Below are 23185 nucleotides of genomic sequence, written 5' to 3' on the forward strand. Positions count from 1 at the left end.
CGATCACACCCGGCGAGAGGGAGAGACCATGACGGACAAGCGTGTCGACGGCAAGATCGCAGTCGTCATCGGCGGCGGCTCGGGCATCGGCGAAGCCGCGGCCCGGACCCTGGCCGCCCACGGTGCAGCGGTGACCGTGGCCGACGTCAAACTCGAAGCGGCCGAGGCTGTTGCCGCAGACCTCGGTGGCAGCGCACAGGCGCGGTGGGTCGACGTGGCCGACGAGGAGTCGGTGGCCGCACTCTTCACCGGGGTGACGGACGACCTCGGCGGCGTGGACATCGCGGTGAACTGCGCCGGGTTGAACATCCCGGGGTTCATCGTCGACCTCGACGCGCAGCAGTGGCAGACGACCATCGAGTTGTGTCTCACCGGTTCGTTCCTGGTGACCAAGCACGCGGGACGAACGTTGAACGACGGCGGATCGCTGATCGGCATCGCCTCTCTCAACGCCCGCCAGCCTGCGGCCGGCTTCGCGGGTTACTGCGCGGCCAAGGCGGGCATGGTGATGCTCGCCGAGGTCGCCGCACTCGAGCTGGCCCCGCGCGGCATCCGGGTCAACTCCATCTCCCCGGGACTCGTGGACACCCCGCTGGTGCACACCCTCACCTCGATCCCGATCATCCAGGAGGACTTCACCGAGAACACCCCGCTCGGGCGCAACGGCCGACCGGACGAGATCGCCGAGGCGGTCCTCTATCTCGCCTCCGACGACTCGCGGTGGGTCACCGGGGAGACGATCAACATCAACGGCGGCGCGCACCTGCGCCGGTACCCCGATGTGATGCGCCACCTCGCCGACCTGGCGGCCGTCGAATGACGACGCCGACCGACTACCGTCTGGCCGAGCAGACCCGGCTCCGGGCGCGCGTGGACGGAGCCGCCCCGGCGCTGTCGGGGACCGGAATCCACCTCACCTACGACCAACTCGACGACCGCACCAGCCGCCTCGCGAACGTGTTGCACGACCGCGGTATCCGAGCCGGCGATCGGATCGCGGTGTTGGGGAAGAGCTCTCCGGAGATCATCGAGACGGTACTCGCCGCCGCGAAGATCGGCGCGGTCACCGTGCCACTGGACTGGCGGCTCTCGGTCCGCGAGCTCGGCGAGGTCGTCGACGACGCCCAGGCTCGTCTGATCGTCTGCCACCGCGACTATCTCGACGCCGTGACGGAAATCCGTTCCGGTACGGACACTCTCGACGACCCGATCGCGTTCGGCGATCCACGACAACCGCTCTCGTACGAACGGTTGCTGGCCGCGGCATCCCCGAATGATCCGGGCCACGTCGGCGACGCCGACGACGTGGTCCTCCAGCTCTACACCTCGGGTACCACCGGCCGGCCCAAGGGCGTGCTCACCTCCAACACCAACCTGGGCGCCTGCACGCGGGCCGGCGGGCCGTGGGGATTCGACGACTCGTCGGTCAGCCTCTGCGCCATGCCCCTCTTCCACATCGGTGGGCTGGGCTGGGCGCTGGTGGGGCTGGCCAACGGTGCACACAACGTGGTCATCGCCGACTTCACCCCGGAATCCCTCCTGGACACCCTTGTCCGCGAACGCATCACGAACGTCTTCCTGGTACCGACCGTCATCGGCATGCTCGTGGACGTACCGGGCGCCGCCCGGGCCGATGTCGGGGCACTGCGGTCGATCGCGTACGGATCCGCGCCGATCACCCCCGCACTCCTGCGCCGGACTCTGCGCACCTTCGGCACCCCGCTGTTCCAGGTGTACGGACTCACCGAAACCCACGGCGCGGTCACCCAACTCGACGCCGCGGACCACAGCACAGACCCCGAGCGCGCACATCTGCTCCGCTCCGTCGGCCGCCCGTACCCCTGGGTGGAACTGTCCATCAGAACCGCGTCGGGCACCGAGGCACCGCCCGGCGAGCAGGGCGAGATCTGCATCCGGACACCGCAGGCGACCCGCGGCTACCACCGGCGCGACACCGAGACCGCGGCGACCATCGACGCCGACGGCTGGCTGCACACCGGCGACATCGGCCGAGTCGATGGAGACGGCTACGTGTACGTCACCGACCGGCTCAAGGACATGGTCATCACCGGCGGTGAGAACGTCTATCCCACCGAGGTCGAGGCGGTTCTCGGCGACCACCCGGACGTCGCGCAGGTCGCGGTGGTCGGGCTGCCGCATGACACCTGGGGCGAAGAGGTGACGGCGTTCGTCGTGGCCGCCCCGGGACACGAACCCACCGAGGCCGACCTCCGTGCCTTCGCCCGAACCCGGTTGGCCGGCTACAAGGTCCCGAAGACCGTGCACATCGTGACGGCCCTCCCGCTCGGAGCGACCGGGAAGATCCTCAAACGGTCCCTGCGAGAACAGTTCGCATCCCAGGTCCCCCTCGCGCCGACCCGTCAGTCGAAAGCTGCCGCCACGTCGGCGGCACGCCGCAACTGATCGGGATCCGAACTCGTCGGGATGAGTTGGACCTCATCGGTGCCGATGTCGGCGAAGCGTCGCAGGACCTCGACGAGCTCGGCTTCGGTGCCCGACCATCCGGTGGTGGGCGCGATCGCATCGACGAAGTCCGACGGGATCCAGTTCATGTAGTGGTGCAGGTGACGGGTCACCTGAGCGCGCGGGGCGTCGCCGTCGCCGATCGCGAACCAGAAGGAGGTCGCGAGGCGCGGCGCGGCGCGGCCCGCCTCGGCCCACGCCGAGCGCGCCACGTCGAAGAGTTCGTCCTGCTTGCGGGTGTCCAGATCGAGCGTCACACCCGCGATCCCGTCGGCCCAGTCGACGGCGCTGCGGATCGTCTTCGGCCCGGTGGTGCCGACGTGGAGTTCCGGCCCGCCCTTGCGGTGCGGCGGCGGCCCGACCGGCAGCACCGACTCGGTCAGCTTCTCCCCGGCCCACACGCGCTTCATCGTCGCGGCGCGGTCGGCCAGCTGACGCATCGTCTGCGTCGACGGGTCCGCCCCGACGGCGCGGTAGTCCTCGTGCCGTCCGCCGACTCCCAATGCCACCGTCAGCCGACCTTCGGAGAGCATGTCGCCGGTGGCCAGGGATTTGGCGAGCATCACCGGATCGTGCAGCTGCGGCACGACAACCGTCATCACCAGGGGCACCCGATCCGTCCACGCGGCGGCGGCGCCGAGAAAGGTGAGGCACTCCGGGTTGTCGAAGGCGATGCGTTCACCCCAGCAGAGCGAACTGAACGGCCCGTTGTCGATGGTGGTGGCCCAGGAATGGAGCGTGTCGGCGTCGAGGTCCGGCTCCATCACGGGCATCGTCATCCCGATGCGCACGGGCGTCATTCTGACACGTGCGCCGCACGCCGGGGGGCGCTTTCGCAGATGTCGCGGATCGTGGCGTGGATCGCCAAGATCCGCGACATCTGTTGTGTCAGTTCTGGTTCCGCCCGGGGCTACCGGACGCGGCCCTGCCCACATACGCCGAGCGGACCGGAGAGTTCTTCAGCTCCCGCAACGCCGTTCGCAGACCGCGACGCTTGCCGGTCTCCGGGTCGACACCGAAGTGGTCGCCCAGACCCTCGCGGATGGCGAAACGCAACTCGGATGCCGTCTCGGGCGCGTCATCGGACGTGGCCTTCAGCAACGAATTGGGCAGTGCCAGTTTCGCGATCGTCCGGAACGACTGCGCGTACTGGCCCAGCAGCGAACCCGTCGTGTACGGCAGGTCGTACTTGTCGCACAACTCGCGCACCCGCACCCCGATCTCCTCGTACCGGCTGCTGGGCAGGTCGGGGAAGAGGTGATGCTCGATCTGATGGCTGAGGTTGCCGCTCATGAACCGCATCAGCGGCCCCGCCTTGAAGTTCGCCGATCCCAGCATCTGCCGTAGATACCAGCGCGGCTGATCCTCGTTCTCGAACTCCTCGACCGTGAACTTCTCGGCGCCGTCGGGGAAGTGCCCGCAGAAGATGACCATGTACGCCCAGTAGTTGCGCACGATGTTCGACGTGAAGTTCGCGGTGAGCGTCGTCTTCCAGTTGGGTCCCGCGAGTGCCGGGAAGATCAGGTAGTCCTTGGCGGCCTGCTTGCCGACCTTCGTACCGATGACCTGCAGATCCTTCGCCGCCTGCCGGTAGGTCTTCTCCTTGTTGCGCAGCTTCTCGGTCTCGAGGTGGTGGAGTGCCACGCCGATCTCGAAGAACGTGCCCAGGGTGAAGTTGTAGATCGGGTTGCCGATGTTCCACCACTCCCACGGCTGGTCACGGGTGACGCGCAGGATTCCGTAGCCCACGTCGTCGTCCATCCCCACCACGTTCGTGTATTTGTGGTGGACGAAGTTGTGCGAGTGCTTCCACTGCACGCTCGGACACGTGGTGTCCCATTCCCACGACGACGAGTGGACCTCGGGATCGTTCATCCAATCCCACTGCCCGTGCATCACGTTGTGCCCGAGCTCCATGTTCTCGATGATCTTCGCCAGCGACAGCATGGCGGTACCGGCCGCCCAGGCGACCTTCTTGTTGCTGAACATCAGGGCGAGACGGCCACCGGCAGCGAGGCTGCGCTGGATGGTGATGGCCCGCCGGATGTACTTCGCGTCAGCCTCGCCCCGGGACTCCTCGATGTCGCGGCGGATGGCATCGAGTTCGGCGCCGAGGGTCTCGACGTCGCTCTCGGTGAGATGTGCGTACTGATCGATGTCGGTGATGGCCATGAAGCCTCCTACAGATCGAGGGTGCATTCACCAGACACAGCGCTGATGCATGTCTGGATTCGTTCTCCTTCGCGACGTTCCTCGCCGGTGCGCAGGTCGCGCACATATCCACCGGCGAGCGGCACGACACAGGTCTGACAGATTCCCATCCGGCAACCGAACGCCATCTGGATCCCCAGGTTCTCGCCCGCTTCGAGGAGCGTTGTGGCGCCGTCGATCTCGGCCTCTTTGTCCGAGATGGCGAACTTGACGGTGCCACCTTCGCCGCCGTGGTCGGTGCGGGCGATGGCAAATCGCTCGACGTGCAGGCGCTCACGCAGACCGCCGTCCTCGTAGTGCGACTCCATCGCGTCGAGCAGCGCCACCGGTCCGCACGCCCAGCACTCGCGTTCGCGCCAGTCCGGGGCCCACTCGTCGAGCCGCGAGACATCGAACTTGCCCATCTCGCGCGTCAGCTGGAGGTTGAGATCGTATCCGTCCGCCTCGTCGGCGAGCTTCTCCATCTCGTCGAGGAAGATCACGTCGTCGCGGGTGGGCGCGGAGTGGATGTGCACGATGTCGGGCGTCTGCCCGTGCGAACTCAACTGCCGCAACATCGCCATCACCGGCGTGATCCCGCTGCCGGCGGTGACGAACAGGATCTTGTCGGGGACCGGCTCGGGGAGATGGAAATCGCCCTTGGGCGACTGCAGCCGGATGATCGTGCCCGGACTGACCCCGTCGACCAGGTGCGACGACAGGAATCCGTCGGGGTTGGCCTTCACCGTGATGGCGATGGTCTTGTTCTCGGCGGCGCCGATGGACGTCAGCGAATACGACCGCCAGTGCCATTTGCCCTCGATCTGCAGACCGATCCCCACGTACTGGCCGGGCTTGTAGGAGTCCGGGAAGCCCCAGCCGGTCCGGATGGTGACGGTCGCGGTGTCATCGGTCTCCTTCGAGACGTCGACCACCTTGCCCCGGAGTTCACGTGCGCTCCAGAGCGGATTGATCAGATGCAGATAGTCGTCGGGCAGTAGCGGCGTGGTCGCCCGCGCCACCAGACCCCGGATGATGTTGACCTCCGGCTTGCGGGCTTCGACGCCCGCCGCCGGCCGCTTGCTCCATTTCAATAGGTTCACACGCACTCCTCCCCTGGCTGTGTCGGAATGAAGTTGGTGGTCGGCTGGAGTCGGCGAGTTCGCTGTGGTTACTCGCCGGTATCACCCTTCGGTGCACGACTGTACACAAAGATCGGTGACTGTGGTCACAAGACCGGGAAGTGGCAGTTCACCGACGTTTCGACGCTCCACCCGCCTACCAGGCGAAGGCGCCGCCGACCCAGATTCCGGTGGCGATCAAGGCGAACAACAACTCGATGCCGATCGTCTTGGCCGCGGCCTTCAGCGCCGCCAGAGCGCCGCGCCATGCCCGGTCGGCACTCCGGGTGCGGATCAGCTCCGCGATCAGCGCGCCGACGATGAACCCGACCAGCAGGCCGACGACGGGTACGACGAAGAAACCCACGATCCCGACGAGTCCGCCGACCATGATGGTCCGATTGGGGATCGCATCCGAGCGCAGTGAGCGCCCGGCGACCAGGTATTTGATCACCTCGCCCGCGGCGATCACGAGCATCGCCACGGCGAAGACCGACCACGCCCATCCCCCGACGAGAAGCGCCCACACGAAGAGGGCGCCCACGATCAGCAGTGTTCCCGGCAGGATCGGTACGACGATGCCCACCAGCCCCACCAGCACGACGGCTGCTACCAGCAGCTCACCCCAGAACGGCACCTAGTGTCGGCCTGTCACTCGCCGCGGGCCGGCGCGGGCGCCGGACGTCGCGCCGGACCCGTCGGACGAGGAGGCGTCGCGACCGGCGGAATCGGACGGGGGCCGCCCACGGGGCGGGGTCCCGGCCTCGGTGCGGGTGGGGGCCCGCCACGGCCCGGCGGCGGACCGGGTGGCGTCGGGACGCCCGGGGGCGGCATTGCCGGACCCGGCGGAACTGCCGGACCCGGCGGGGTGCCGGGACGGCGAGGAGCCGGCGCCGGCAGCGTCGTGGCCTTGCGCACGGCTTGGCGGCCGGACACCGGCGTCACCATCGACGCGGCACGAACGGCGCGTTCGCGGGCAGCGGGCACGTCGTCGGCGGTCGCGGTGACCACGCCCATGCGCCTGCGATGGAAACTCTCGGGCTTGCCGAACAGACGGATGTCGGTTTCGGGCACGGACAGCGCAGCGGCGACGTTCTCGAAACCGATGGCCGGCTCGTCGAGCTGGCCGTAGATGACCGCCGACGCCCCGGGCGACGCGAGCGTCACGTCCACCGGGAGACCCAGAATCGCGCGCGCGTGCATCTCGAACTCCGACAGGCGCTGAGTGGCCATGGTCACCAGACCGGTGTCGTGCGGGCGGGGACTCACCTCGGAGAAGTACACGTCGTCGCCCTTGACGAACAGTTCGACGCCGAAAACCCCACGCCCGGCCAGCTTTCCGTCACCGAGTGCGGTGGCGATGCGCGCCGCGATCGAGGTCGCGGACGCATGCGCGTCCGTGCTCATCTCGTGCGGTTGCCAGCTCTCGACGTAGTCGCCGTTGATCTGCCGGTGCCCGATCGGCGCACAGAAGTGCGACGTCAGCCTCCCGGTCCGGGGGTCTATCGCGCGAACCGTGAGAAGCGTGATCTCGTAATCGAATTCGACGAAACCCTCGACGATGACGCGGGTGCCCTGCACGCGCCCACCCGTGTTGGCGGTCTCCCAGGCGGCGACCGCGTCCTCCGGGCCGCGTAACACCGTCTGGCCCTTGCCCGATGACGACATCACCGGCTTCACCACGCACGGGAAACCGATCTGCCGCGCCGCGACCGTCATCTCCTCGAGCGAGTCGGCGAACAGGTACGGGGAGGTGGGCAGCCCGAGTTCCTCGTCGGCCAGCCGGCGGATGCCTTCCCGGTTCATCGTCGCGACCACCGCGCTCGCGGTCGGGATGACCTCGGCGATACCGCGTTCGGCGACCTCGACGAGCGCCTGGGTCGCGATCGCCTCGATCTCGGGGACCACATACGCGGGACGGTGCTTGTCGATGACGGCGCGCAGGGCGTCGGCGTCGGTCATGTCGATGACCTCGGCGGCGTGGGCGACCTGCTGGCCGGGAGCATTCGGGTACCGGTCGACGGCGATCACCTCGACACCGAGCCGCTGGAACGCGATGATGACCTCTTTGCCCAGCTCACCCGCACCCAGGACCATCACCTTGGTGGCGGTGGGACTCAGGGGCGTGCCGATGACGTCCGGCGGACCGATCGTCGGCGCCGGCTGGTCTGCGCTGATCGCGCTCTCGCTGTTCGACGTCATCCTCAAATCCTACTTGCCGTCAGCACACATCCCGACGCGGTCGGGCGCGGTGGGCACCACACCGGTACGCGGTGCGCGCTCATCCCATCACCGAGTGCACGTAGCACCAACGCCAGACCTCGCCGGGCTCGGCCGATCGCATGACGGGATGGGCGGCGTCGTGAAAATGGGCGGTCGCGTGGCGACGCGGACTCGAGTCGCAGCAACCGATGTGCCCGCACGTCAGACACTTTCGGAGGTGCGCCCAGTGCGCCTCCCCGATCGCCACGCAGTCCTCGCAGCTGCGCTCGTCGCCCGAGGCCGAGACCGGATCATCGGCCGGGGAGAAGTCGAAGGCGCCGAGTTCGGCGCATCGCGCCCCGGCGGATGAGTCGATGCCCGGTCCGGGGCCGGCATCCGACGCGGGGCCGGACTCCGCCCGACCGGCCGACGACCCTCGGCGAAAGATCTTCATGCTCGTCATTATCCACCGAGCAGGAACGACCGAGCGGGCGCGATTAAAGTCGCTGCAATGGGCGCATCGCTACTGCTGATCGCAGTTCTGGCTGTGCTGATCGCCGCACTGTGTCGTCGGTACGAGCTGTCGTCACCGCTGGTGCTGGTCACGGTGGGGTTGGCCATCGGATGGATTCCCGAACTGCCCTCGGTGGCCCTCGAACCGGAACTGGTCCTGTTCCTCATCCTGCCGCCGCTGCTCTACTCGGCGGCCCAGGAGAGTTCGTATCAGGCGTTCCGGGCGAACTGGCGGGCGATCGGGTTCCTGGCAGTGGGACTCCCGCTCGTGACCACGCTCGTCGTCGGGTACGTCGCCTACCTGGTGGTCCCCAACCTCCCGCTGGCCGCGGCGCTCGTGCTCGGCGCCGTCGTCGCGCCGCCCGACGCGGTGTCGGCGCAGGCGATCGGTCGACGACTCGGCCTGCCGCGGCGGATGATGACGCTTCTCGGCGGGGAGAGCCTGCTCAACGACGCCACCGCACTGACCGCGTTCCGCATCGCGCTGGCCGCCGCGGTGGGTGCCACCGCCACCGCGGGGGAAGGGGTCCTGACGTTCGCGGTCGCGGCACTCGGCGGGCTGGTCGTCGGCCTCCTGGTCGGTGTGGTGGTCTCGTGGGTGCGGATCTGGCTGACCGATCCGCCGATGGAGACGGCCATCGGCATCCTCGTCCCGTTCGCCACCTACTACGCGGCTGAGCAGTTCCACGGATCGGGCGTCATCGCCGTCGTCGCGGCCGGACTGTTCCTCGGGCACCGTTCGGTCCGGCTGGGCTATGCGACGCGACTCCAGGACGATGCGGTCCGCAAATCCATCGACACGATCCTCGAGTCGTTCGTGTTCCTGCTCATCGGCCTGCAGTTGCCCATGCTCATCGACGGCGTCGAGAACGAGTCGTGGGTGCAGGTCGGCATCGACGCCGCCGCGGTCCTGGCCGCCACCATCGCGGTCCGCATCGTCTGGGTGTTCCCCGCGACCTACCTGCCGCGGTTTCTGTCGCGGCGCATCCGGGAGCGCGAGCCCAGGCCCAGTCCGGCATCGGTCTTCGTGGTCTCGTGGGCCGGTATGCGCGGTGTGGTGTCGCTGGCCGCCGCCTTCGCGATCCCGGTGTACACCGATGCGCACGAACCGTTCCCGGCGCGCGCGGAGATCCTGTTCCTCACCTTCGTCGTCGTCGTCGGCACGCTGTTGATCCAGGGGACGACGCTGCCGTGGGTCATCCGCTACCTCGGCGTGAGCGGCGACGAGGTGGCGCAGGACCGCCTCGCCTACGCGGCGGCGCAGGACCGCGCCTCCCGTGAGTCCGAACGCCGGCTCGAGGAGTTCGCGGCCGAGCTCGACGACGACGACCCGCGCCGTCTGCAGGTGGTGATGCTGCGCAAGTGGATCACCACGCAGCGCAACGTCGCGTGGGAGGAACTGGGCCGGGGTCCCGAGGACCTCGGCGAGAGCCCGACCTCGGCCGGCGCGCGTCTCCGCACCGAGATCCTGCAGATCCAGCGGGCGGTGTTCATCGAGGAGCGCGACGCCGGACGCATCGACGACGAGGTCCTGCGAACGGCCTTGCGGCGCCTCGACTTCGCCGAGGGGCAGGGCGACCGCGACGTCTAGTTCCCTGAGGTGCGAGCGCAGCGAGCCACGAAGGGTCCTCCACCCGAACGAACCCGGGGAGTTCTGCCCATTCCGCGTCCGGAAGTCCGGCCCTACCTTCGGTGTCCATGACAACGACACTCACCCGCCTGGCCACGGCCGGCGCCTCCCTCGCCCTCGCCGCCGGCGCGCTCTCCGTCGGCACCTCGACCGCCACCGCGGCGCCCGGCGCACCGTCGTGCGATGCCGCCCAGCGCACTCTCACCTCCGTCGTGACCGCACGGTCGGCGGCGACCATCTGCCAATGGCGCGCCGACGGCACCCTCGAGTACCGCGGCGTCGCCCGCAGTTCGGGGAACACGCTCTGTATCCCGGTGTCCGAGGTACATGTGCAGGAGAACGGCAGCGGCCGCTACTACTACGTCGCGTACAACAACGGCTACCGGTACTCGGTGTTCGACGGGCTGGGTCTCAGCATCGTCGGACCGGACGGGCGGCTGATCAGTTCCGAGGACGCGATCGCCTGATCGGCACGGGATCGCGGTCGTCGGCGCCGGTCTCGGTCCGGGCTCGGTCCCCCGACTCGGACTCGTCTCCAGACCCGGCCCTGTCCTCGCTTCCGGCCTTGTCCTCGCTTCCGGCCTTGTCCTCGCTGCCGGATTTGTCCCGCGTCCCAGCCCTGTCCCTCGACCCGGCCCCGTCCGGCCCGACGATCGCGGCGTGCACGATCGTCTCCTCGGTCCGGCCGCGCAGCGAGGTGGTCTCCTGCTTCTCCCAGCGGTCGGCCTCGGTCTGCCCGGCAGCGGCCACCGCGCGGCCGGAGGCGAGCGGACGCCGCGGGTCACGCTTGGCCAGTTCCGACAGGCGGGCGCTCTCGTTGACCGGGTCACCGATGACCGTGTACTCGAACCGCTCGATGGCCCCGACGTTGCCGGCCACCACCGAGCCGTAACTGACCCCGATCCCCGCCGAGAGGTCGGGGACCTCCTCGGCGAGATCGCGGGCGATGGCCCGCGCGGCCGCGAGTGCGTTGGCTGCCGCGTCGTCGAGGTCGATGGGTGCACCGAAGATCGCGAGCACCGCATCGCCCTCGAACTTGTTGACCAGACCGTCTCGTTCCTCCACCGCCCGCACGATCACCGCGAAGAACTTGTTGAGGATCTCCACGACCTCGGTGGGACTGCGTTGCGCCGCCAGCGTCGTCGAGCCGATGACGTCGACGAACAGGGTGGCGGCGAGACGTTCGGTGCCTCCGAGTTCCGGACTGGACGACAGCGCGGCCTCGGCGACCTCATGACCCACGTGCCGGCCGAAGAGATCCCGGATCTTCTCCCGCTCACGGAGTCCGGCGACCATCGAGTTGAACCCCACCTGCAGGTCACCGAGTTCGGTGCCGTCGTAGACGACGAGGTCGGCGTTCTCGAGGTCGCCGTCGCTCACGCGATTCATCCCGGCCCGGACACTGCGGATGGGTGCGGTGACGCTCATGCTCGACAGCAGCGTCAGCAGCAACCCGGTGAACAAGGCGGTGACCCCCAGCACCGTGGCCCCGACGAACAGATCCAGCTTCGACGTCTCGTCGCGGGCGAGGCCGAACGCCAGCACCAGCAGGATGCCGATGATGGGGATCGCCGAGCCGACGATCCACGACATCACCGATCGCGCCCGCACACCGGTGCGCTTGCGTCGCCGATGTCCGGCCGAGATCAGTTCGGCCGCAACGGGACGCAGGGTGAAGTCGATGAAGAGGTAGGAGATCGCGACCACGACGACACCGCTCAGGCTCACCACGAACAACGTCTTGGGGATCAGCTGGGCGTCGACGATCCCGTACATGATCGTGAGCATCACGGTGGCGACGCCCCACAGGAATCCCTGGACGAGCGACAACCGCCACGGCAACCGCATCGTGCGCCGGGCGTCGCGTTTGGTGGGCGGGACGTCGCGGATCGCCCAGCGCAGGTCCCGCACCCCCACGTAGGTACCCCAGCCGATACCCACCACGAAAGCCACCGTGATGTACACGGGCACGACGATGAAGTTGACCCACCACAGTTCGGCGCTGAACACCGTGGGCTGCGGGATGCCGACCGCGGTGAGCGCGACCGCCACCACCGCACCGAAGAGGTTGGCCACCACGATCGACGCGGTGAGCAACGTCTGGATGCGTACCCGCTGCTTGAACGTGCTCTCGCCGACAGAGCCGAGCAGGATCGACCCGTAGTCGCGGCTCCCCCGCTTCGCACGCATGGGCACTAGCTAATCACGCCGCGTCGTCGGAATCGGGACGAGCTTCGCAAGGCGGGCGCCGGGGCAGCCCGGCCGTCCGTGCCGGGTGTCGGTCAGACGATCTCGCGGCGCACGATCGTCTGGTCGCGTCCCGGGCCGACGCCGACGCAGGAGATGTGCGCGCCGGAGAGTTCCTCGAGCCGCAGGATGTAGTTCTGCGCGTTCTGCGGGAGTTCCTCGAAGGTCTTGCACTGGGAGATGTCCTCCCACCAGCCGGGCATCTCCTCGTAGATCGGCTTCGCGTGGTGGAAACCGGTCTGCGTCATCGGCATGTCCTCGACGCGCTCCCCGTCGACCTCGTAGGCCACGCAGATGGGGACGGTGTCGAGGCTCGAGAGCACGTCGAGCTTGGTGAGGAAGTAATCGGTGATGCCGTTGACCCGCGTCGCATAGCGGGCGATGACGGCATCGAACCAGCCGCAGCGGCGGGCGCGGCCGGTGGTCACGCCCACCTCGCCGCCGGTCTTGGCCAGGTAGGCGCCCCACTCGTCGAAGAGCTCGGTGGGGAACGGTCCCGAACCGACACGCGTCGTGTACGCCTTCAGGATGCCCAGGACGGTGGTGATCTTGTTGGGCCCGATGCCTGCGCCGACGGCGGCGCCGCCTGCGGTCGGGTTCGACGACGTCACGTACGGGTAGGTGCCGTGATCGACGTCGAGCAGCGTGCCCTGCGAACCCTCCAGCAGCACCGTCTCACCACGCTCGAGGGCCTGGTTCAGCAGCAGGCGGGTGTCGGAGATGCGGTGTTTGAAGCCTTCGGCCTGTCCGAGGACCTCGTCGACGACCTGCGCCGGGTCGAGTGCCTTGCGGTTGTAGATCTTGACCAGGATCTGGTTCTTGAGTTCGAGTGCCGCCTCGACCTTCTGCGTCAGGATCTTCTCGTCGAGGACGTCGGCGACCCGGACGCCGACGCGGGCGATCTTGTCCTGATAGCAGGGGCCGATCCCGCGGCCGGTGGTGCCGATCTTCTTGTTGCCCAGGAAGCGCTCGGTGACCTTGTCGATCGCGACGTGGTACGGCATCAACAGGTGGGCGTCGGCCGAGATGAGCAGGCCCGAGGTGTCGACGTCACGCTCTTCGAGACCGCCGAGCTCGGTGAGGAGCACGCCCGGGTCGACGACAACGCCGTTGCCGATCACGTTCTGCACGCCCGGGGTCAGGATGCCCGACGGGATGAGGTGCAGTGCGAAGGTCTCACCACTCGGGAGTACGACGGTGTGCCCGGCGTTGTTGCCGCCCTGATAGCGGACAACCCAGTTGATCCGGCCTCCGAGGAGGTCAGTCGCTTTGCCTTTGCCCTCGTCGCCCCACTGGGCTCCGATAAGCACGATCGCGGCCATGACAGGTGCTCCTTTGTGCGGCGCGCTTGGGACCAAACCTGACCAACACTACTGTGTCGACGCGGTGGATACGCTATCCGCGTGCCGATTGCCCTCCTTCCCCAAACCGGTCGCGCCGACGACAAGAAGGCCGTCCGCGCCGCCGTCACCGAGGTCCTGACCGACCCCGGCATCACCCGGATCGTCGTCGAGCCGCGCGTCGCCGAACGATTCGCACCGACCGTCGCACACGAGAACGACATCTACCTGGCCCAGGTCGTGGCGGCGCTCATGCTCGCCGACCGTCTCGATGTCGAGGTCGCGTACGTGTCCGCCGAGGCCACGCCGGCGACCCGGCGCTACCGGCTGCCCCACGGACCGGCCGCTCGCGAGTTGGCCGAGCACGGCACCGCGGTCGCGGTCCCGCTCATCCGCGACGACGCCGCGACCGTCGTCGTCGGCAGTGCCCGTCACCTGGGCGCCGAGGGCGCGAAGCTGCACGGCGAGACCTACGTCGACAACGAGCGCCTGTTCGACGGGGAGGTCCGTTCGATCCTCATCGAACCCACGCTCGCCGCACCGGGACTGCGGGCCCAGGTCGAGCGGATGTTGTTGCCGGGCAAGTGGTTCGCCGGACGCGCCTGCCAGACCGGCGGAACCAACATCGTCGTCGAACGTGACGGCGTGGTGAATCCGCGCGTCCTGAAGCGGTCCACGTTCTACCGCCATGTCACCGATCTGCTGCTCGTACGCCCCTGACCCGCAATCCGTAGCGACAATGCGCATATAGCGCGCATTGTCGCTACGAAATCCGGCAGGTCAGGCGACCTTCCGAGCCTCCTGGCCCGTCGTGAGGTGCAGGTCGTCGCGGCGGATGAGGGTCGTCGCGATGACGCTGATGACCGCGGTGGACACGAGGTACCCGGCTGCGAACCACGGGGAGCCGCTCGCGGCGCCGATCAACGCGGTCAGGATCAGCGGCGTCAGTCCGGACGCGTAGATCCCGGAGAACTGATAGACCACCGACAGTCCGGTGTAGCGGACCTGCGTCGGATACAAGCCGGCGAACAGAGTGCCCTGCGCGCCGTAGAACAGCGCGTGGATCACGCCGAAGACGACGACCAGTCCAGCGGTGAACCAGAGCAGGTTCGAGGTCCCGAACAGCAGAAAGACCGGATAGACGGCGATTCCGTACGCGGCGATCCCGATGAGATAGATGCGTTTGGCGCCGTACCGGTCGGTGAGCAGCCCGGAGAACGGCAGCAGCGCGGCCATCACGAGCGACGCGATGGTCACGGCCACCAGGACCGGCACCTTCTCCATGTCGAGTTCGCTCGTCGCATAGGCGATCGCGAAGACACCCCACGTGTTGAACGCCGACCCCTCGCCCCACCGGGCGAGCAGTCCCAGGACGGTGTTGCGGGTGTTCGGCGGGAGCACGACGTCGCGCAGCGGCGCAGTGGACTTCTTCGCGAGTTCGGCGACCTCGGCGAAGGCGGGCGTCTCGTCGACCTTGAGCCGCACCACGAAACCGATGACCACCAGCACGATGCTCACCAGGAAGGCGACGCGCCAGCCGTAGGTGAGGAAGGCGTCCTCGTCGAGCACCGTCTGCAGCAGGGCGAACACACCGGTGCCCAGGGCGAGACCCAGCGCCAGTCCGATCTGCGGGATGCTGCCGAAGAGACCGCGCTTGCCGTCCGGGCTGTGTTCGACCGACAACAGGACCGCACCGGCCCACTCCCCGCCCAGCGCGAAGCCCTGCACGATGCGCAGGAGCAGCAGGAGGATCGGGGCGAGCACACCGACCGACGCCGCCGTCGGCAGCACACCCATCAGAGCGGTGGCGACGCCCATCATCACCATCGTGATGGCGAGGGTGCGTTTGCGGCCGATGCGATCGCCGATGTGTCCGAACACGATTCCGCCGATCGGACGCACCACGAACCCCACCGCGAATGTCGCGAAGGACAGCAGCGTGCCGACGAACGAACTCTGGTCGGGGAAGAACAGCTGGTTGAACACCAGACTCGCCGCGGTCGCGTAGAGGAAGAAGTCGTACCACTCGACGGTGGTGCCCAGCAGGCTCGCGGCGACGACCGTACGCAGACGCCTACGGCGTTCGGCATCGGTCTCGTTCGCTGTCGAGGTGGTCGCTGCGGGAGAGACATCCAGGGAAGTAGCCATGACCGGGACACGGTATCGGCGGCCGGCAGCGGGCCGGCGACTACGAATCAGCCTGAACGAAAAGGGGCGAAACGGTTGCGGTGGCGGCCATCCGATGCGGAGCGTTGCCGAAATCCAGAGTGCGGGATGAGTGTCGGAAACCGACACTCATCCCGCACTCTGCGGAGGACTATCCGATCTCACCAGGTCAACTCGTCCCGACAACGTCGTTGTCCGTCGTCGGGGTCGACCTGGACGGTGGCGTGCTCGAGCCCGTGCCGCGCGAGCACCGCCTGCGCCGCGGGGAGGACCTCGGCGTTGGGCTGGGCGCTGCCGAGGTGCACGGTGGCCACGTCCATGCCGGTGGTCAGCGTCCAGACGTGGAGGTCGTGGACATCGTCGACGGTGGGTATCTCGGCGAGATCGGCGCGCAGCGCCTCGACGTCGACATGTGCCGGCGCCTGCTGGTTGAGGATGCGTAGTGCGTCGACGGCCAGCCGGACCGCACGCGGCACCACCCACAGGGCGATGAGCACGGCGACGACGATGTCGGCATAGCCCCAGCCGGTCGTCATGGCGACGATACCGGCGATGAGCACCCCCACGCTCCCGACCGCGTCGGCGAGCACCTCGAGGTACGCCCCGCGCACCGCGATCGATTCCTTGGCATCGGCACGCAGCAGGAACATCACGCCGATGTTGACCGCGAGCCCCACGAGCGCCACGACGATGAGCGTGAGGCCGGGCACCTGTGGGTCGTTTCCGATCCGCTCGACCGCCTCGTAGAGGACGAAGACCGCGACCCCCATCAGCAGCACCGCGTTCGCGACCGCGGTGAACACCTCCGCGCGATGCCATCCGAAGCTACGGGTGTCGGTGATCCGACCGTGGCGCCCCAGCAGGAGAGCGATCAGGCCCATGACCAGTGCCACGACGTCGGTGAGCATGTGTCCGGCATCGGCGATCAGTGCCAGTGAGTTCACCAGGATGCCGGTGACGAGTTCGACGACGAAGTATCCGCCGATGAGGCCTACCGCCACCACCATCGGCCACAGGCGTCGCTGCCCGCCGGCCGTCGGGCCGGGGGTGTGGGAGTGCGAATGTGAGTGCCCCATGATGCCGGTCAATATATGCAGGAATTCGCATATGTGGCAACCGCGGGGTCAGCTCCTCAGTGTGGCCAGCGCTGATGACCGCCGGAGACCCGCGATCATCAGCAGGTCGACGAGCAGGGATCGGATCTCGGCGAGCAGGGCCGCCTCGGACAGGTCACTGTGGGCGACCAGATCGGCGCGCGCCTTGCGGACGATGCTGCGGATGACCCGGGCCGCGTCCGCCTGGTCAGGTTCTTCTCCCGGGTCGGCCATCATCATGGCGCGGAGGACCTCGAAAGCGCCGGCGAGATCGTCGATGATCTCGACGAGGGCCGGCTGAACCTCCTCCCCCCGCTGTGAGATCGCCAGCGCACGCCGCGCGATGATCCGGAAGTTGCGTACCGCGTTGTCGATCGGGTCGGCGGTCGCCGAGAGTCGGTCCAACCGCATCCGCGATCCCCAGTACAGCGGCGAGATCCGGGTGACCTCGCGTCCACCGGTCATGTCCGAGTGCATCTTGTTGATCGCGGCCTGGGTCCCCCGACCGGACTCCAGCGCGGCGGCGACCCTGTCCTCGTCGTGGTCGCGCAGCCCCGAGGACAACAGGCGCGCGGCATCGCGGATCGTCGCGAGCACGCCCGCGGCGTCCCGGCGCGCCCGGCTGGCCGGATTGACCGGCAGCAACGCACCCACGAGGATGCCGACGAGTCCACCGATCAGGGCGTCGAGGGCGCGGTGGAAGCCGGCCACACCGCCCGGCGGCAACAACGTGGCCACCAGTGCGGCAGACGACGCGGCCTGCATCGGGATCAGCGGCCCGTCGTCGAGGAACACCGCGACCGTCATCGCGAGCGCGACCACGATCATGATCTGCCAGGCACCTTCGCCGACGAGGCTGATGAACAGATCGCCGACGAGGATGCCGATCGCGACACCGCCGACGAGTTCCACCGCACGGCGCCACCGCTGGCCCAGGGACAGACCCAGTGAGATGACCGCGGCGATGGGCGCGAAGAACGGGTCCGGGTGGATGAAGATCTCGACCGCGATCCACCACGACACCCCGGCGGCCAGCGCGCACTGCACGATCGGGACAAGCGAGACGTGCAACCGCCGAAACCGACGCTTGAGCTGCGGCGGGAGGGAGTTGAACACCCGGCGCGGGTAGGACGGGTTCGCGAGCCCGCTCATCGGACGGACGTCATCGGGAGGTGCCCCGGTGTCCGGTTCCGGTCACGCCAGGCCGAGCTCGGCTGCTGCGCGGGGGTCACTGTCGTTGAGAAGGTCCAGGCAGCGAAGATACTCGTCCTCCTCGCCGATCAGCTGGGCCGCACGTGCCAGCGCCCCGACACAGCGGAGAAAGCCGCGGTTGGGTTCGTGGCTCCACGGCACCGGGCCGAAACCCTTCCAGCCGTGGCGGCGCAACTGATCGAGCCCGCGGTGGTAGCCGGTCCGCGCGTACGCGTATGCGGCGATCACCGCGCCCGCGTCCACGTCGCCGGCAGTTACCGGGCTCGCCGACCCGAGGGCCGCTTCGGCGAGGTGGGCCCAGGCGATCGAGGCGGTCGGGTGGGCCGCCGCGACGTCGGCCGGGGCAGCCCCGTTGAGCAGGTCCGATTCGGCGTCGTCGTCGCCGGTGAGCAGTACCGGTTGCGGGCCGAGGAGATCTCCGAAAGACGTCATGTCCTCCATTCAAGCATCGCGCCGGTGCCGGACGCCCGTTCGATCAAACGCCCTAGTGCTGGATTGTCGGGGCATTCGCTAGGGTGAATGGCGCAATCGGTCCTGCTGCCCGGGCATCTGGCGGCCGGACCGAAGTCATGCGACGCGCGGAATGCGGGGTGATCAGTCGATGTCGCGATCTCAGGGGCCGAGAACTGCTGTCACCAAAGCACTGTCGACGCTGAAACAGGTCCGTGAGGATCGCCGTGCTCGCCGGACGGGCGCGGACGCGAGCCGCGGCAGTGCTTCGGCCGGCAGTGCTTCACCCGGCGCTGTCCCGCCGAACACCGTGTCACCCAGCACCAGCAGAGAGGGCCACGAGCCAGCTGTGGACGATTCCACCGAGAAGAACACCACCGGGGACAAGGCCGTCGAGAACGAGGCGACCGAGAACGCGTCCACGGCGGTCGGTGCCGCGAAGCAGCCCGCGCCACCCGAGTCCGCACCGCCGAAGCCCAGGGGCGGACGCGGGATCGACGGCGCCACCCAGGTGATCAACCGTGCCAACCTGCCGTCGGCCGACGACCTCGACGATCTCGACGACATCGACCCGCTGGGCGCGGACGACTCACCGGCGGACAGCGCGGACGACACGGGCGGGGGTACGGACAGCGGGGACGCCGACGCCTCGCCGCGCAAGGCACGTCTCGGACCCAGCGACTCGAAGACCACGGTGATCCAGCGGTCGGACCTTCCCGACACCGGCGACCTCGAAGACCTCGACGACATCGATCCGACGAGCGAGGCGCCGGAGTCCGCCGACACCACGACCCCCGTCGACGCCGACACCCCGGGCGAGGAGCCCGACACCGAGGACGGGGAGGCCGCCGACACCGAGGGCCCGGTCCCCGCCGACCATGTTGCCGACGAACAACTCCCCGACGACGACTCCGCAGCCGGTACCGCGGTCGGCGCGGGTGTGGCCGCCGCAGGTGCCGCCGCCGTGGCGGCCGCGACCGCTCCGGACGCCTCCGAGGACGCCGCGGTCGACGAATCGGCACGTGCCACGGGCGAATCCGCCGACGATGCAGACGACACCACGGACGCGCAGGCAGACGACACCCCGGACGTCCCGGCGGACGACGCCGAAGCGTTGGATGCCGAAGCGGCGGATGCCGACAGCACCGACGTGGCAGAGGATGCGGACGCGAGTCCGTCGGCCGGCGAGGTGGACACTCCCGCCGAGTCCGACGCAGGGCCCGAACCGACGGACGCCACCGACGCCGACGAGTCCGGTACCGACGCCACTCCTGCGGACGACACCGAGACGATCGCGGTGGCCCAGGTCGAGGACGCCACCGAGGACTCTGACGAGGTCGAGGACCCCGTCGAGATCGAGGACGCGGCAGCCGACGAAGAGGCCCCCACCGTCGCCATCCCCGCATCGACTGATGCCTCGACGGACGCGGACCCGGCCCACGCGGACTCTGAAGACGCGGACTCCGTTGATGCGGACTCTGTTGATGCGGACTCTGTTGATGAAGGCTCTGCCGATGAAGACTCCGCCGAGGACTCCGATGCCGCGACAGCGGTGATCCCGGCTGCGGGAGCCGCCGCAGCCGCCGGCTCGACGGCGCATTCGACGACCGACGACCGTACCGACACCACTCCCGAACCGGCGGTGGCAGCACCGTCGACCGGCGAGTGGACGACCACCGCGCACGAACCGAAGGTCATCCCGGGGTCCGGCCCGACGAAGCAGAAGAAGAAGCGTGGAAAGGGTGTGCTGATCGCGTGCGCCGCGCTCGTCGTGGCGGTCGTGGCGGTGATCGGTGGCATCTTCGCCTACAACAGCCTGCAGGCCCCCGCCCCCGCCGACGAGGCGGCAACCATCGCCATGGATTACACGACCGCTCTCTACGAAGGCGATCTCGGCACCCTGCGGTCGGTGACGTGCGGGGAGCTCAACGCCTTCTACAGCGACTTCGACGACGCGGCCTATCAGAAGACGTTCGAAGCCCAACGTGCCCGCAACGAACTCGTCCAGACCCAGGGAATCAACGCGGTTCGCGTCGTCGAGGGCGGTGAACAGGCCGTCGTCGAGGTGATCGCGGTGCATACCAACACTCCGGATGAGCCGCAGATGGTCACCCTCAATCTGCAACGCGATGGGGACAACTGGAAGGTGTGCAACCCCACGTGACCAACGGTCACGGATGGGGCACGCCGCACTCCCCCGAGGCCACGCGACAATTCGCGCGTCCCTCGTACCCTGTACCTCCTGCTGCAGCACCGCAGCCGACGCCCCGCTACTTCACGCCGCCGGCCCGACCGGTCGTCGCCGACGACTCGGCTGCCCGCGGCGGCCCACCCGTCGAGCGCCGGGCCCGGACCGCTGACCTCCGAACCCCTGACATCCGAACCACCCGCATCCGACCGGGCACACGGTCGCGTCCCCACACCGCATCGCGCACCGACCCGGCGGTGGTGATCGCGGCACTCGTGATGCTCGCCCTCGCGGTCGCCGTCGTCGTGGGACTCGTCACCACCTGAGCGCCGGTTTCGCGGGTCGACGCACGGGTACACCCGCTCTCACCACGGGATGTCGAGACAACCGGCACGAGTCGGCCACGAGATGCCGAACCGCCGTGGTCGTCGCGAACAGTCCGGGAGTGATGTCTCATGCCGCGTTCACTGGCCGACCAGACCGAGCAGGAGCTCGGCGGACCCAAGAGCGTGCTCAGCCGCCAGAAGCGGGACCACGTCCAGCTCGACCGTCTCATCGCCGCTGCCGAGCGCTCCGCCGGCCGCGAACGCGCGGCTGTGCTCAACGAGTTGTGCCGGCTCGTGTTCCCGCACGCGTTCGCCGAAGAGGCGGTGCTGTGGCCCGCCATCCGGCGCCGTCTGGCCGACGGCGAGCAGTTGACCCTGCAGATCGAGAAGGAACATCAGGCGATCAACGAGTTGTTCACCTCGCTGGAGACACTCGACGTCGACTCTCCCGAACATCACGAGATGTTCGCCGAGATCGTCCGACTGCTCCGCGACGACGTTCGCGACGAGGAAGACGTCCTCCTGCCACGTCTGCAGGACGCCGTGTCGCCGGAGGAACTCCTCCGGCTGGGCACCTACTGGCAGGCCGTCCGGTCGACGGCACCGACCCGCCCGCACCCGGTGGTCGCCCGGCGGCCTCCCGGCAACGTGCTGGCAGCGGCCCCGCTGAGCGTCCTCGACCGCACGCGTGACCGGCTCGACACCGTCGCGCGCGGTGGTCATGGCTGGTCGGGCGCGGCCCGGACGGCGAGCGGGGCGGTCGCGACGGTCGCCGGCGCGGTGGAGCACATCCCGCCGCTGACGCGCGGTGAGCGTCCGGCCACACGCACCCCGCGCACCGGTCACGGCCGGAACTGATCGGCGTCGGCGTCCAGAACGCACTTCTGCCCGCATCCCGGGGGATGCGGGCAGAAGTCAGATAAAAAATCAGGCGCAGAGGGATCAGGCGGAGAGGGACTTGCCGTTCGACTTGAGGTCGTTGCACGCCTCGACGACGCGCTCGCTCATGCTCGTCTCGGCCTTCTTCGACCAGCTGCGCGGGTCGTAGACCTTCTTGTTGCCCACGTCGCCGTCGACCTTCAGCACACCGTCGTAGTTGCCGAACATGTGGCCGGCGACCGGGCGGGTGTAGGCGTACTGGGTGTCGGTGTCGACGTTCATCTTCACGACACCGTAGCTCAGCGCCTCGTCGATCTCGCTCTTCAGCGAGCCCGAACCCCCGTGGAAGACGAAGTCGAACGGCTTGGCGCCGTCACCGAGGCCGAGCTTCTTGGCGGCGACCTCCTGGCCGGTGTTGAGCACGTCGGGACGCAGCTTCACGTTGCCCGGCTTGTAGACGCCGTGGACGTTGCCGAAGGTGGCGGCCAGCAGGTAGCGGTTGCCCGAGTCGCTGGCGCCGAGCGCCTCGATGGTCTTCTCGAAGTCCTCGGGGGTGGTGAACAGCTTGTCGTTGATCTCGTTCTCGACGCCGTCCTCCTCGCCGCCGACGACGCCGATCTCGATCTCCAGGATGATGTTGGCCGAGCCCGCCTTGGCCAGCAGTTCCTTCGCGATCTCGAGGTTCTCGTCGAGCGGCACGGCGCTGCCGTCCCACATGTGCGACTGGAACAGCGGGTTGCGGCCGGCGTCGACGCGCTCCTGCGAGATCTGCAGCAGCGGGCGCACGTAGGTGTCCAGCTTGTCCTTGGGGCAGTGGTCGGTGTGCAGGCCGATCAGGACGTCGTACTTCTCGGCGACGACGTGCGCGAACTCGGCGAGCGCGACCGCTCCGGTCACCATGTCCTTGACGCCCAGACCCGAACCGAACTCGGCGCCACCGGTCGAGAACTGGATGATCCCGTCACTGCCGGCGTCGGCGAAACCCTTGATCGCGGCGTTGATCGTCGACGACGAGGTGCAGTTGATCGCGGGGAACGCGTAACCACCCTTCTTCGCCTTGTCGAACATCTCGGCGTACTGCTCCGGGGTTGCAATGGGCATCGACGAATCCTCCAGGGTGTGGATGTGCTCTGGTGTTCGGGT

The 23185-nt window shown here is 68.4% G+C and carries 21 protein-coding genes; 8 read left to right on the forward strand and 13 right to left on the reverse strand.

Annotated features, from left to right (window positions below; all coding sequences use genetic code 11):
* Nucleotides 1-28: 28 nt before the first annotated feature.
* Nucleotides 29-820 (forward strand): SDR family NAD(P)-dependent oxidoreductase, encoded by a 792-nt coding sequence (locus tag MAY35_RS00585; RefSeq protein ID WP_238418684.1) that lies wholly within the window; start codon nt 29-31, stop codon nt 818-820.
* Entirely contained in the window at nt 817-2424 is a 1608-nt protein-coding gene (locus MAY35_RS00590; protein WP_238418685.1) for a long-chain-fatty-acid--CoA ligase, read from the forward strand. The genes MAY35_RS00585 and MAY35_RS00590 overlap by 4 nt, the downstream gene beginning before the upstream one ends.
* Here MAY35_RS00590 and MAY35_RS00595 read toward each other — a convergent pair.
* From MAY35_RS00595 to MAY35_RS00620, 6 genes are all read right to left on the reverse strand, one after another.
* On the reverse strand, nt 2382-3284 hold the full coding sequence (locus MAY35_RS00595) for an LLM class flavin-dependent oxidoreductase (protein WP_238418686.1): 903 nt from the start codon (nt 3282-3284) through the stop codon (nt 2382-2384). The genes MAY35_RS00590 and MAY35_RS00595 overlap by 43 nt on opposite strands.
* 88 nt (nt 3285-3372) lie before the next feature.
* On the reverse strand, nt 3373-4656 hold the full coding sequence (locus tag MAY35_RS00600; protein ID WP_238418687.1) for a fatty acid desaturase: 1284 nt from the start codon (nt 4654-4656) through the stop codon (nt 3373-3375).
* Nucleotides 4657-4664: 8 nt separating this feature from the next.
* A complete protein-coding gene (locus tag MAY35_RS00605) occupies nt 4665-5777 on the reverse strand; it encodes a ferredoxin reductase (RefSeq protein WP_238418688.1) in 1113 nt (370 codons plus the stop codon).
* Between the two features lie 175 nt (nt 5778-5952).
* Nucleotides 5953-6432 (reverse strand): DUF456 domain-containing protein, encoded by a 480-nt coding sequence (locus MAY35_RS00610; RefSeq protein WP_238418689.1) that lies wholly within the window; start codon nt 6430-6432, stop codon nt 5953-5955.
* 14 nt (nt 6433-6446) lie between these two features.
* Nucleotides 6447-7997, reverse strand: coding sequence for a formate-dependent phosphoribosylglycinamide formyltransferase (gene purT, locus MAY35_RS00615; protein ID WP_238418690.1), 1551 nt, complete (start codon nt 7995-7997; stop codon nt 6447-6449).
* 79 nt (nt 7998-8076) lie between these two features.
* Complete coding sequence (locus tag MAY35_RS00620; protein WP_238418691.1) at nt 8077-8451, reverse strand: UBP-type zinc finger domain-containing protein; 375 nt, start codon at nt 8449-8451, stop codon at nt 8077-8079.
* Nucleotides 8452-8508: 57 nt separating this feature from the next.
* Between MAY35_RS00620 and MAY35_RS00625 the strand changes: the two genes are divergently transcribed.
* Both MAY35_RS00625 and MAY35_RS00630 read left to right on the forward strand, forming a co-directional pair.
* Nucleotides 8509-10101, forward strand: coding sequence for a Na+/H+ antiporter (locus MAY35_RS00625; protein ID WP_238418692.1), 1593 nt, complete (start codon nt 8509-8511; stop codon nt 10099-10101).
* A 107-nt stretch (nt 10102-10208) separates the two neighbouring features.
* Entirely contained in the window at nt 10209-10607 is a 399-nt protein-coding gene (locus MAY35_RS00630; RefSeq protein WP_238418693.1) for a hypothetical protein, read from the forward strand.
* On the opposite strand, the gene MAY35_RS00635 is transcribed toward MAY35_RS00630, so the two are convergent.
* Complete coding sequence (locus tag MAY35_RS00635) at nt 10582-12330, reverse strand: adenylate/guanylate cyclase domain-containing protein (protein WP_238418694.1); 1749 nt, start codon at nt 12328-12330, stop codon at nt 10582-10584. The two genes, MAY35_RS00630 and MAY35_RS00635, sit on opposite strands and share 26 nt — an antisense overlap.
* Before the next feature lie 92 nt (nt 12331-12422).
* The gene (locus MAY35_RS00640; protein ID WP_238418695.1) at nt 12423-13709 is read right to left on the reverse strand and encodes an adenylosuccinate synthase; all 1287 of its coding nucleotides are present in this window, start codon (nt 13707-13709) and stop codon (nt 12423-12425) included.
* Nucleotides 13710-13790: 81 nt separating this feature from the next.
* Here MAY35_RS00640 and MAY35_RS00645 point away from each other — a divergent pair, with 81 nt between their 5' ends.
* Nucleotides 13791-14447, forward strand: a complete 657-nt coding sequence (locus MAY35_RS00645) for a hypothetical protein (RefSeq protein ID WP_238418696.1) — start codon at nt 13791-13793, stop codon at nt 14445-14447.
* A gap of 60 nt (nt 14448-14507) precedes the next feature.
* Here MAY35_RS00645 and MAY35_RS00650 read toward each other — a convergent pair whose 3' ends face one another.
* The 4 genes from MAY35_RS00650 to MAY35_RS00665 all read right to left on the reverse strand — a co-directional run bounded on the left by MAY35_RS00650 (nt 14508) and on the right by MAY35_RS00665 (nt 18631).
* A complete protein-coding gene (locus tag MAY35_RS00650) occupies nt 14508-15875 on the reverse strand; it encodes an MFS transporter (RefSeq protein ID WP_238418697.1) in 1368 nt (455 codons plus the stop codon).
* Between the two features lie 179 nt (nt 15876-16054).
* Nucleotides 16055-16969: a cation diffusion facilitator family transporter gene (locus MAY35_RS00655; protein WP_238418698.1), complete on the reverse strand. Its 915-nt coding sequence runs from the start codon at nt 16967-16969 to the stop codon at nt 16055-16057.
* Nucleotides 16970-17017: 48 nt separating this feature from the next.
* Complete coding sequence (locus MAY35_RS00660) at nt 17018-18139, reverse strand: aromatic acid exporter family protein (RefSeq protein ID WP_238418699.1); 1122 nt, start codon at nt 18137-18139, stop codon at nt 17018-17020.
* A gap of 42 nt (nt 18140-18181) precedes the next feature.
* A complete protein-coding gene (locus tag MAY35_RS00665) occupies nt 18182-18631 on the reverse strand; it encodes a DUF3151 domain-containing protein (RefSeq protein WP_238418700.1) in 450 nt (149 codons plus the stop codon).
* 367 nt (nt 18632-18998) lie between these two features.
* Between MAY35_RS00665 and MAY35_RS00670 the strand changes: the two genes are divergently transcribed.
* The 3 genes from MAY35_RS00670 to MAY35_RS00680 all read left to right on the forward strand — a co-directional run bounded on the left by MAY35_RS00670 (nt 18999) and on the right by MAY35_RS00680 (nt 22021).
* A complete protein-coding gene (locus tag MAY35_RS00670; RefSeq protein WP_308192425.1) occupies nt 18999-20813 on the forward strand; it encodes a hypothetical protein in 1815 nt (604 codons plus the stop codon).
* Nucleotides 20810-21163, forward strand: coding sequence for a hypothetical protein (locus MAY35_RS00675; RefSeq protein WP_238418702.1), 354 nt, complete (start codon nt 20810-20812; stop codon nt 21161-21163). Before MAY35_RS00670 ends, MAY35_RS00675 begins: the two co-directional genes overlap by 4 nt.
* A gap of 129 nt (nt 21164-21292) precedes the next feature.
* The gene (locus tag MAY35_RS00680) at nt 21293-22021 is read left to right on the forward strand and encodes a hemerythrin domain-containing protein (RefSeq protein ID WP_238418703.1); all 729 of its coding nucleotides are present in this window, start codon (nt 21293-21295) and stop codon (nt 22019-22021) included.
* An 84-nt stretch (nt 22022-22105) separates the two neighbouring features.
* Here MAY35_RS00680 and fbaA read toward each other — a convergent pair whose 3' ends face one another.
* The gene (gene fbaA / locus MAY35_RS00685) at nt 22106-23143 is read right to left on the reverse strand and encodes a class II fructose-bisphosphate aldolase (RefSeq protein WP_238418704.1); all 1038 of its coding nucleotides are present in this window, start codon (nt 23141-23143) and stop codon (nt 22106-22108) included.
* Nucleotides 23144-23185 lie beyond the last annotated feature (42 nt).

Origin of the sequence: Gordonia sp. 'Campus', from assembly GCF_022206305.1 — a bacterium.
Lineage (GTDB): Bacteria > Actinomycetota > Actinomycetes > Mycobacteriales > Mycobacteriaceae > Gordonia.

Coding starts and splice junctions, on each gene's coding strand:
- MAY35_RS00585 (WP_238418684.1), top strand. CDS start 29: ATGACGGACAAGCGTGTCGACGGCAAGATCGCAGTCGTCATCGGCGGC.
- MAY35_RS00590 (WP_238418685.1), top strand. CDS start 817: ATGACGACGCCGACCGACTACCGTCTGGCCGAGCAGACCCGGCTCCGG.
- MAY35_RS00595 (WP_238418686.1), bottom strand. CDS start 3,284: ATGACGCCCGTGCGCATCGGGATGACGATGCCCGTGATGGAGCCGGAC.
- MAY35_RS00600 (WP_238418687.1), bottom strand. CDS start 4,656: ATGGCCATCACCGACATCGATCAGTACGCACATCTCACCGAGAGCGAC.
- purT (WP_238418690.1), bottom strand. CDS start 7,997: ATGACGTCGAACAGCGAGAGCGCGATCAGCGCAGACCAGCCGGCGCCG.
- MAY35_RS00620 (WP_238418691.1), bottom strand. CDS start 8,451: ATGAAGATCTTTCGCCGAGGGTCGTCGGCCGGTCGGGCGGAGTCCGGC.
- MAY35_RS00625 (WP_238418692.1), top strand. CDS start 8,509: ATGGGCGCATCGCTACTGCTGATCGCAGTTCTGGCTGTGCTGATCGCC.
- MAY35_RS00630 (WP_238418693.1), top strand. CDS start 10,209: ATGACAACGACACTCACCCGCCTGGCCACGGCCGGCGCCTCCCTCGCC.
- MAY35_RS00635 (WP_238418694.1), bottom strand. CDS start 12,330: ATGCGTGCGAAGCGGGGGAGCCGCGACTACGGGTCGATCCTGCTCGGC.
- MAY35_RS00640 (WP_238418695.1), bottom strand. CDS start 13,709: ATGGCCGCGATCGTGCTTATCGGAGCCCAGTGGGGCGACGAGGGCAAA.
- MAY35_RS00650 (WP_238418697.1), bottom strand. CDS start 15,875: ATGGCTACTTCCCTGGATGTCTCTCCCGCAGCGACCACCTCGACAGCG.
- MAY35_RS00655 (WP_238418698.1), bottom strand. CDS start 16,969: ATGGGGCACTCACATTCGCACTCCCACACCCCCGGCCCGACGGCCGGC.
- MAY35_RS00660 (WP_238418699.1), bottom strand. CDS start 18,139: ATGAGCGGGCTCGCGAACCCGTCCTACCCGCGCCGGGTGTTCAACTCC.
- MAY35_RS00665 (WP_238418700.1), bottom strand. CDS start 18,631: ATGACGTCTTTCGGAGATCTCCTCGGCCCGCAACCGGTACTGCTCACC.
- MAY35_RS00680 (WP_238418703.1), top strand. CDS start 21,293: ATGCCGCGTTCACTGGCCGACCAGACCGAGCAGGAGCTCGGCGGACCC.
- fbaA (WP_238418704.1), bottom strand. CDS start 23,143: ATGCCCATTGCAACCCCGGAGCAGTACGCCGAGATGTTCGACAAGGCG.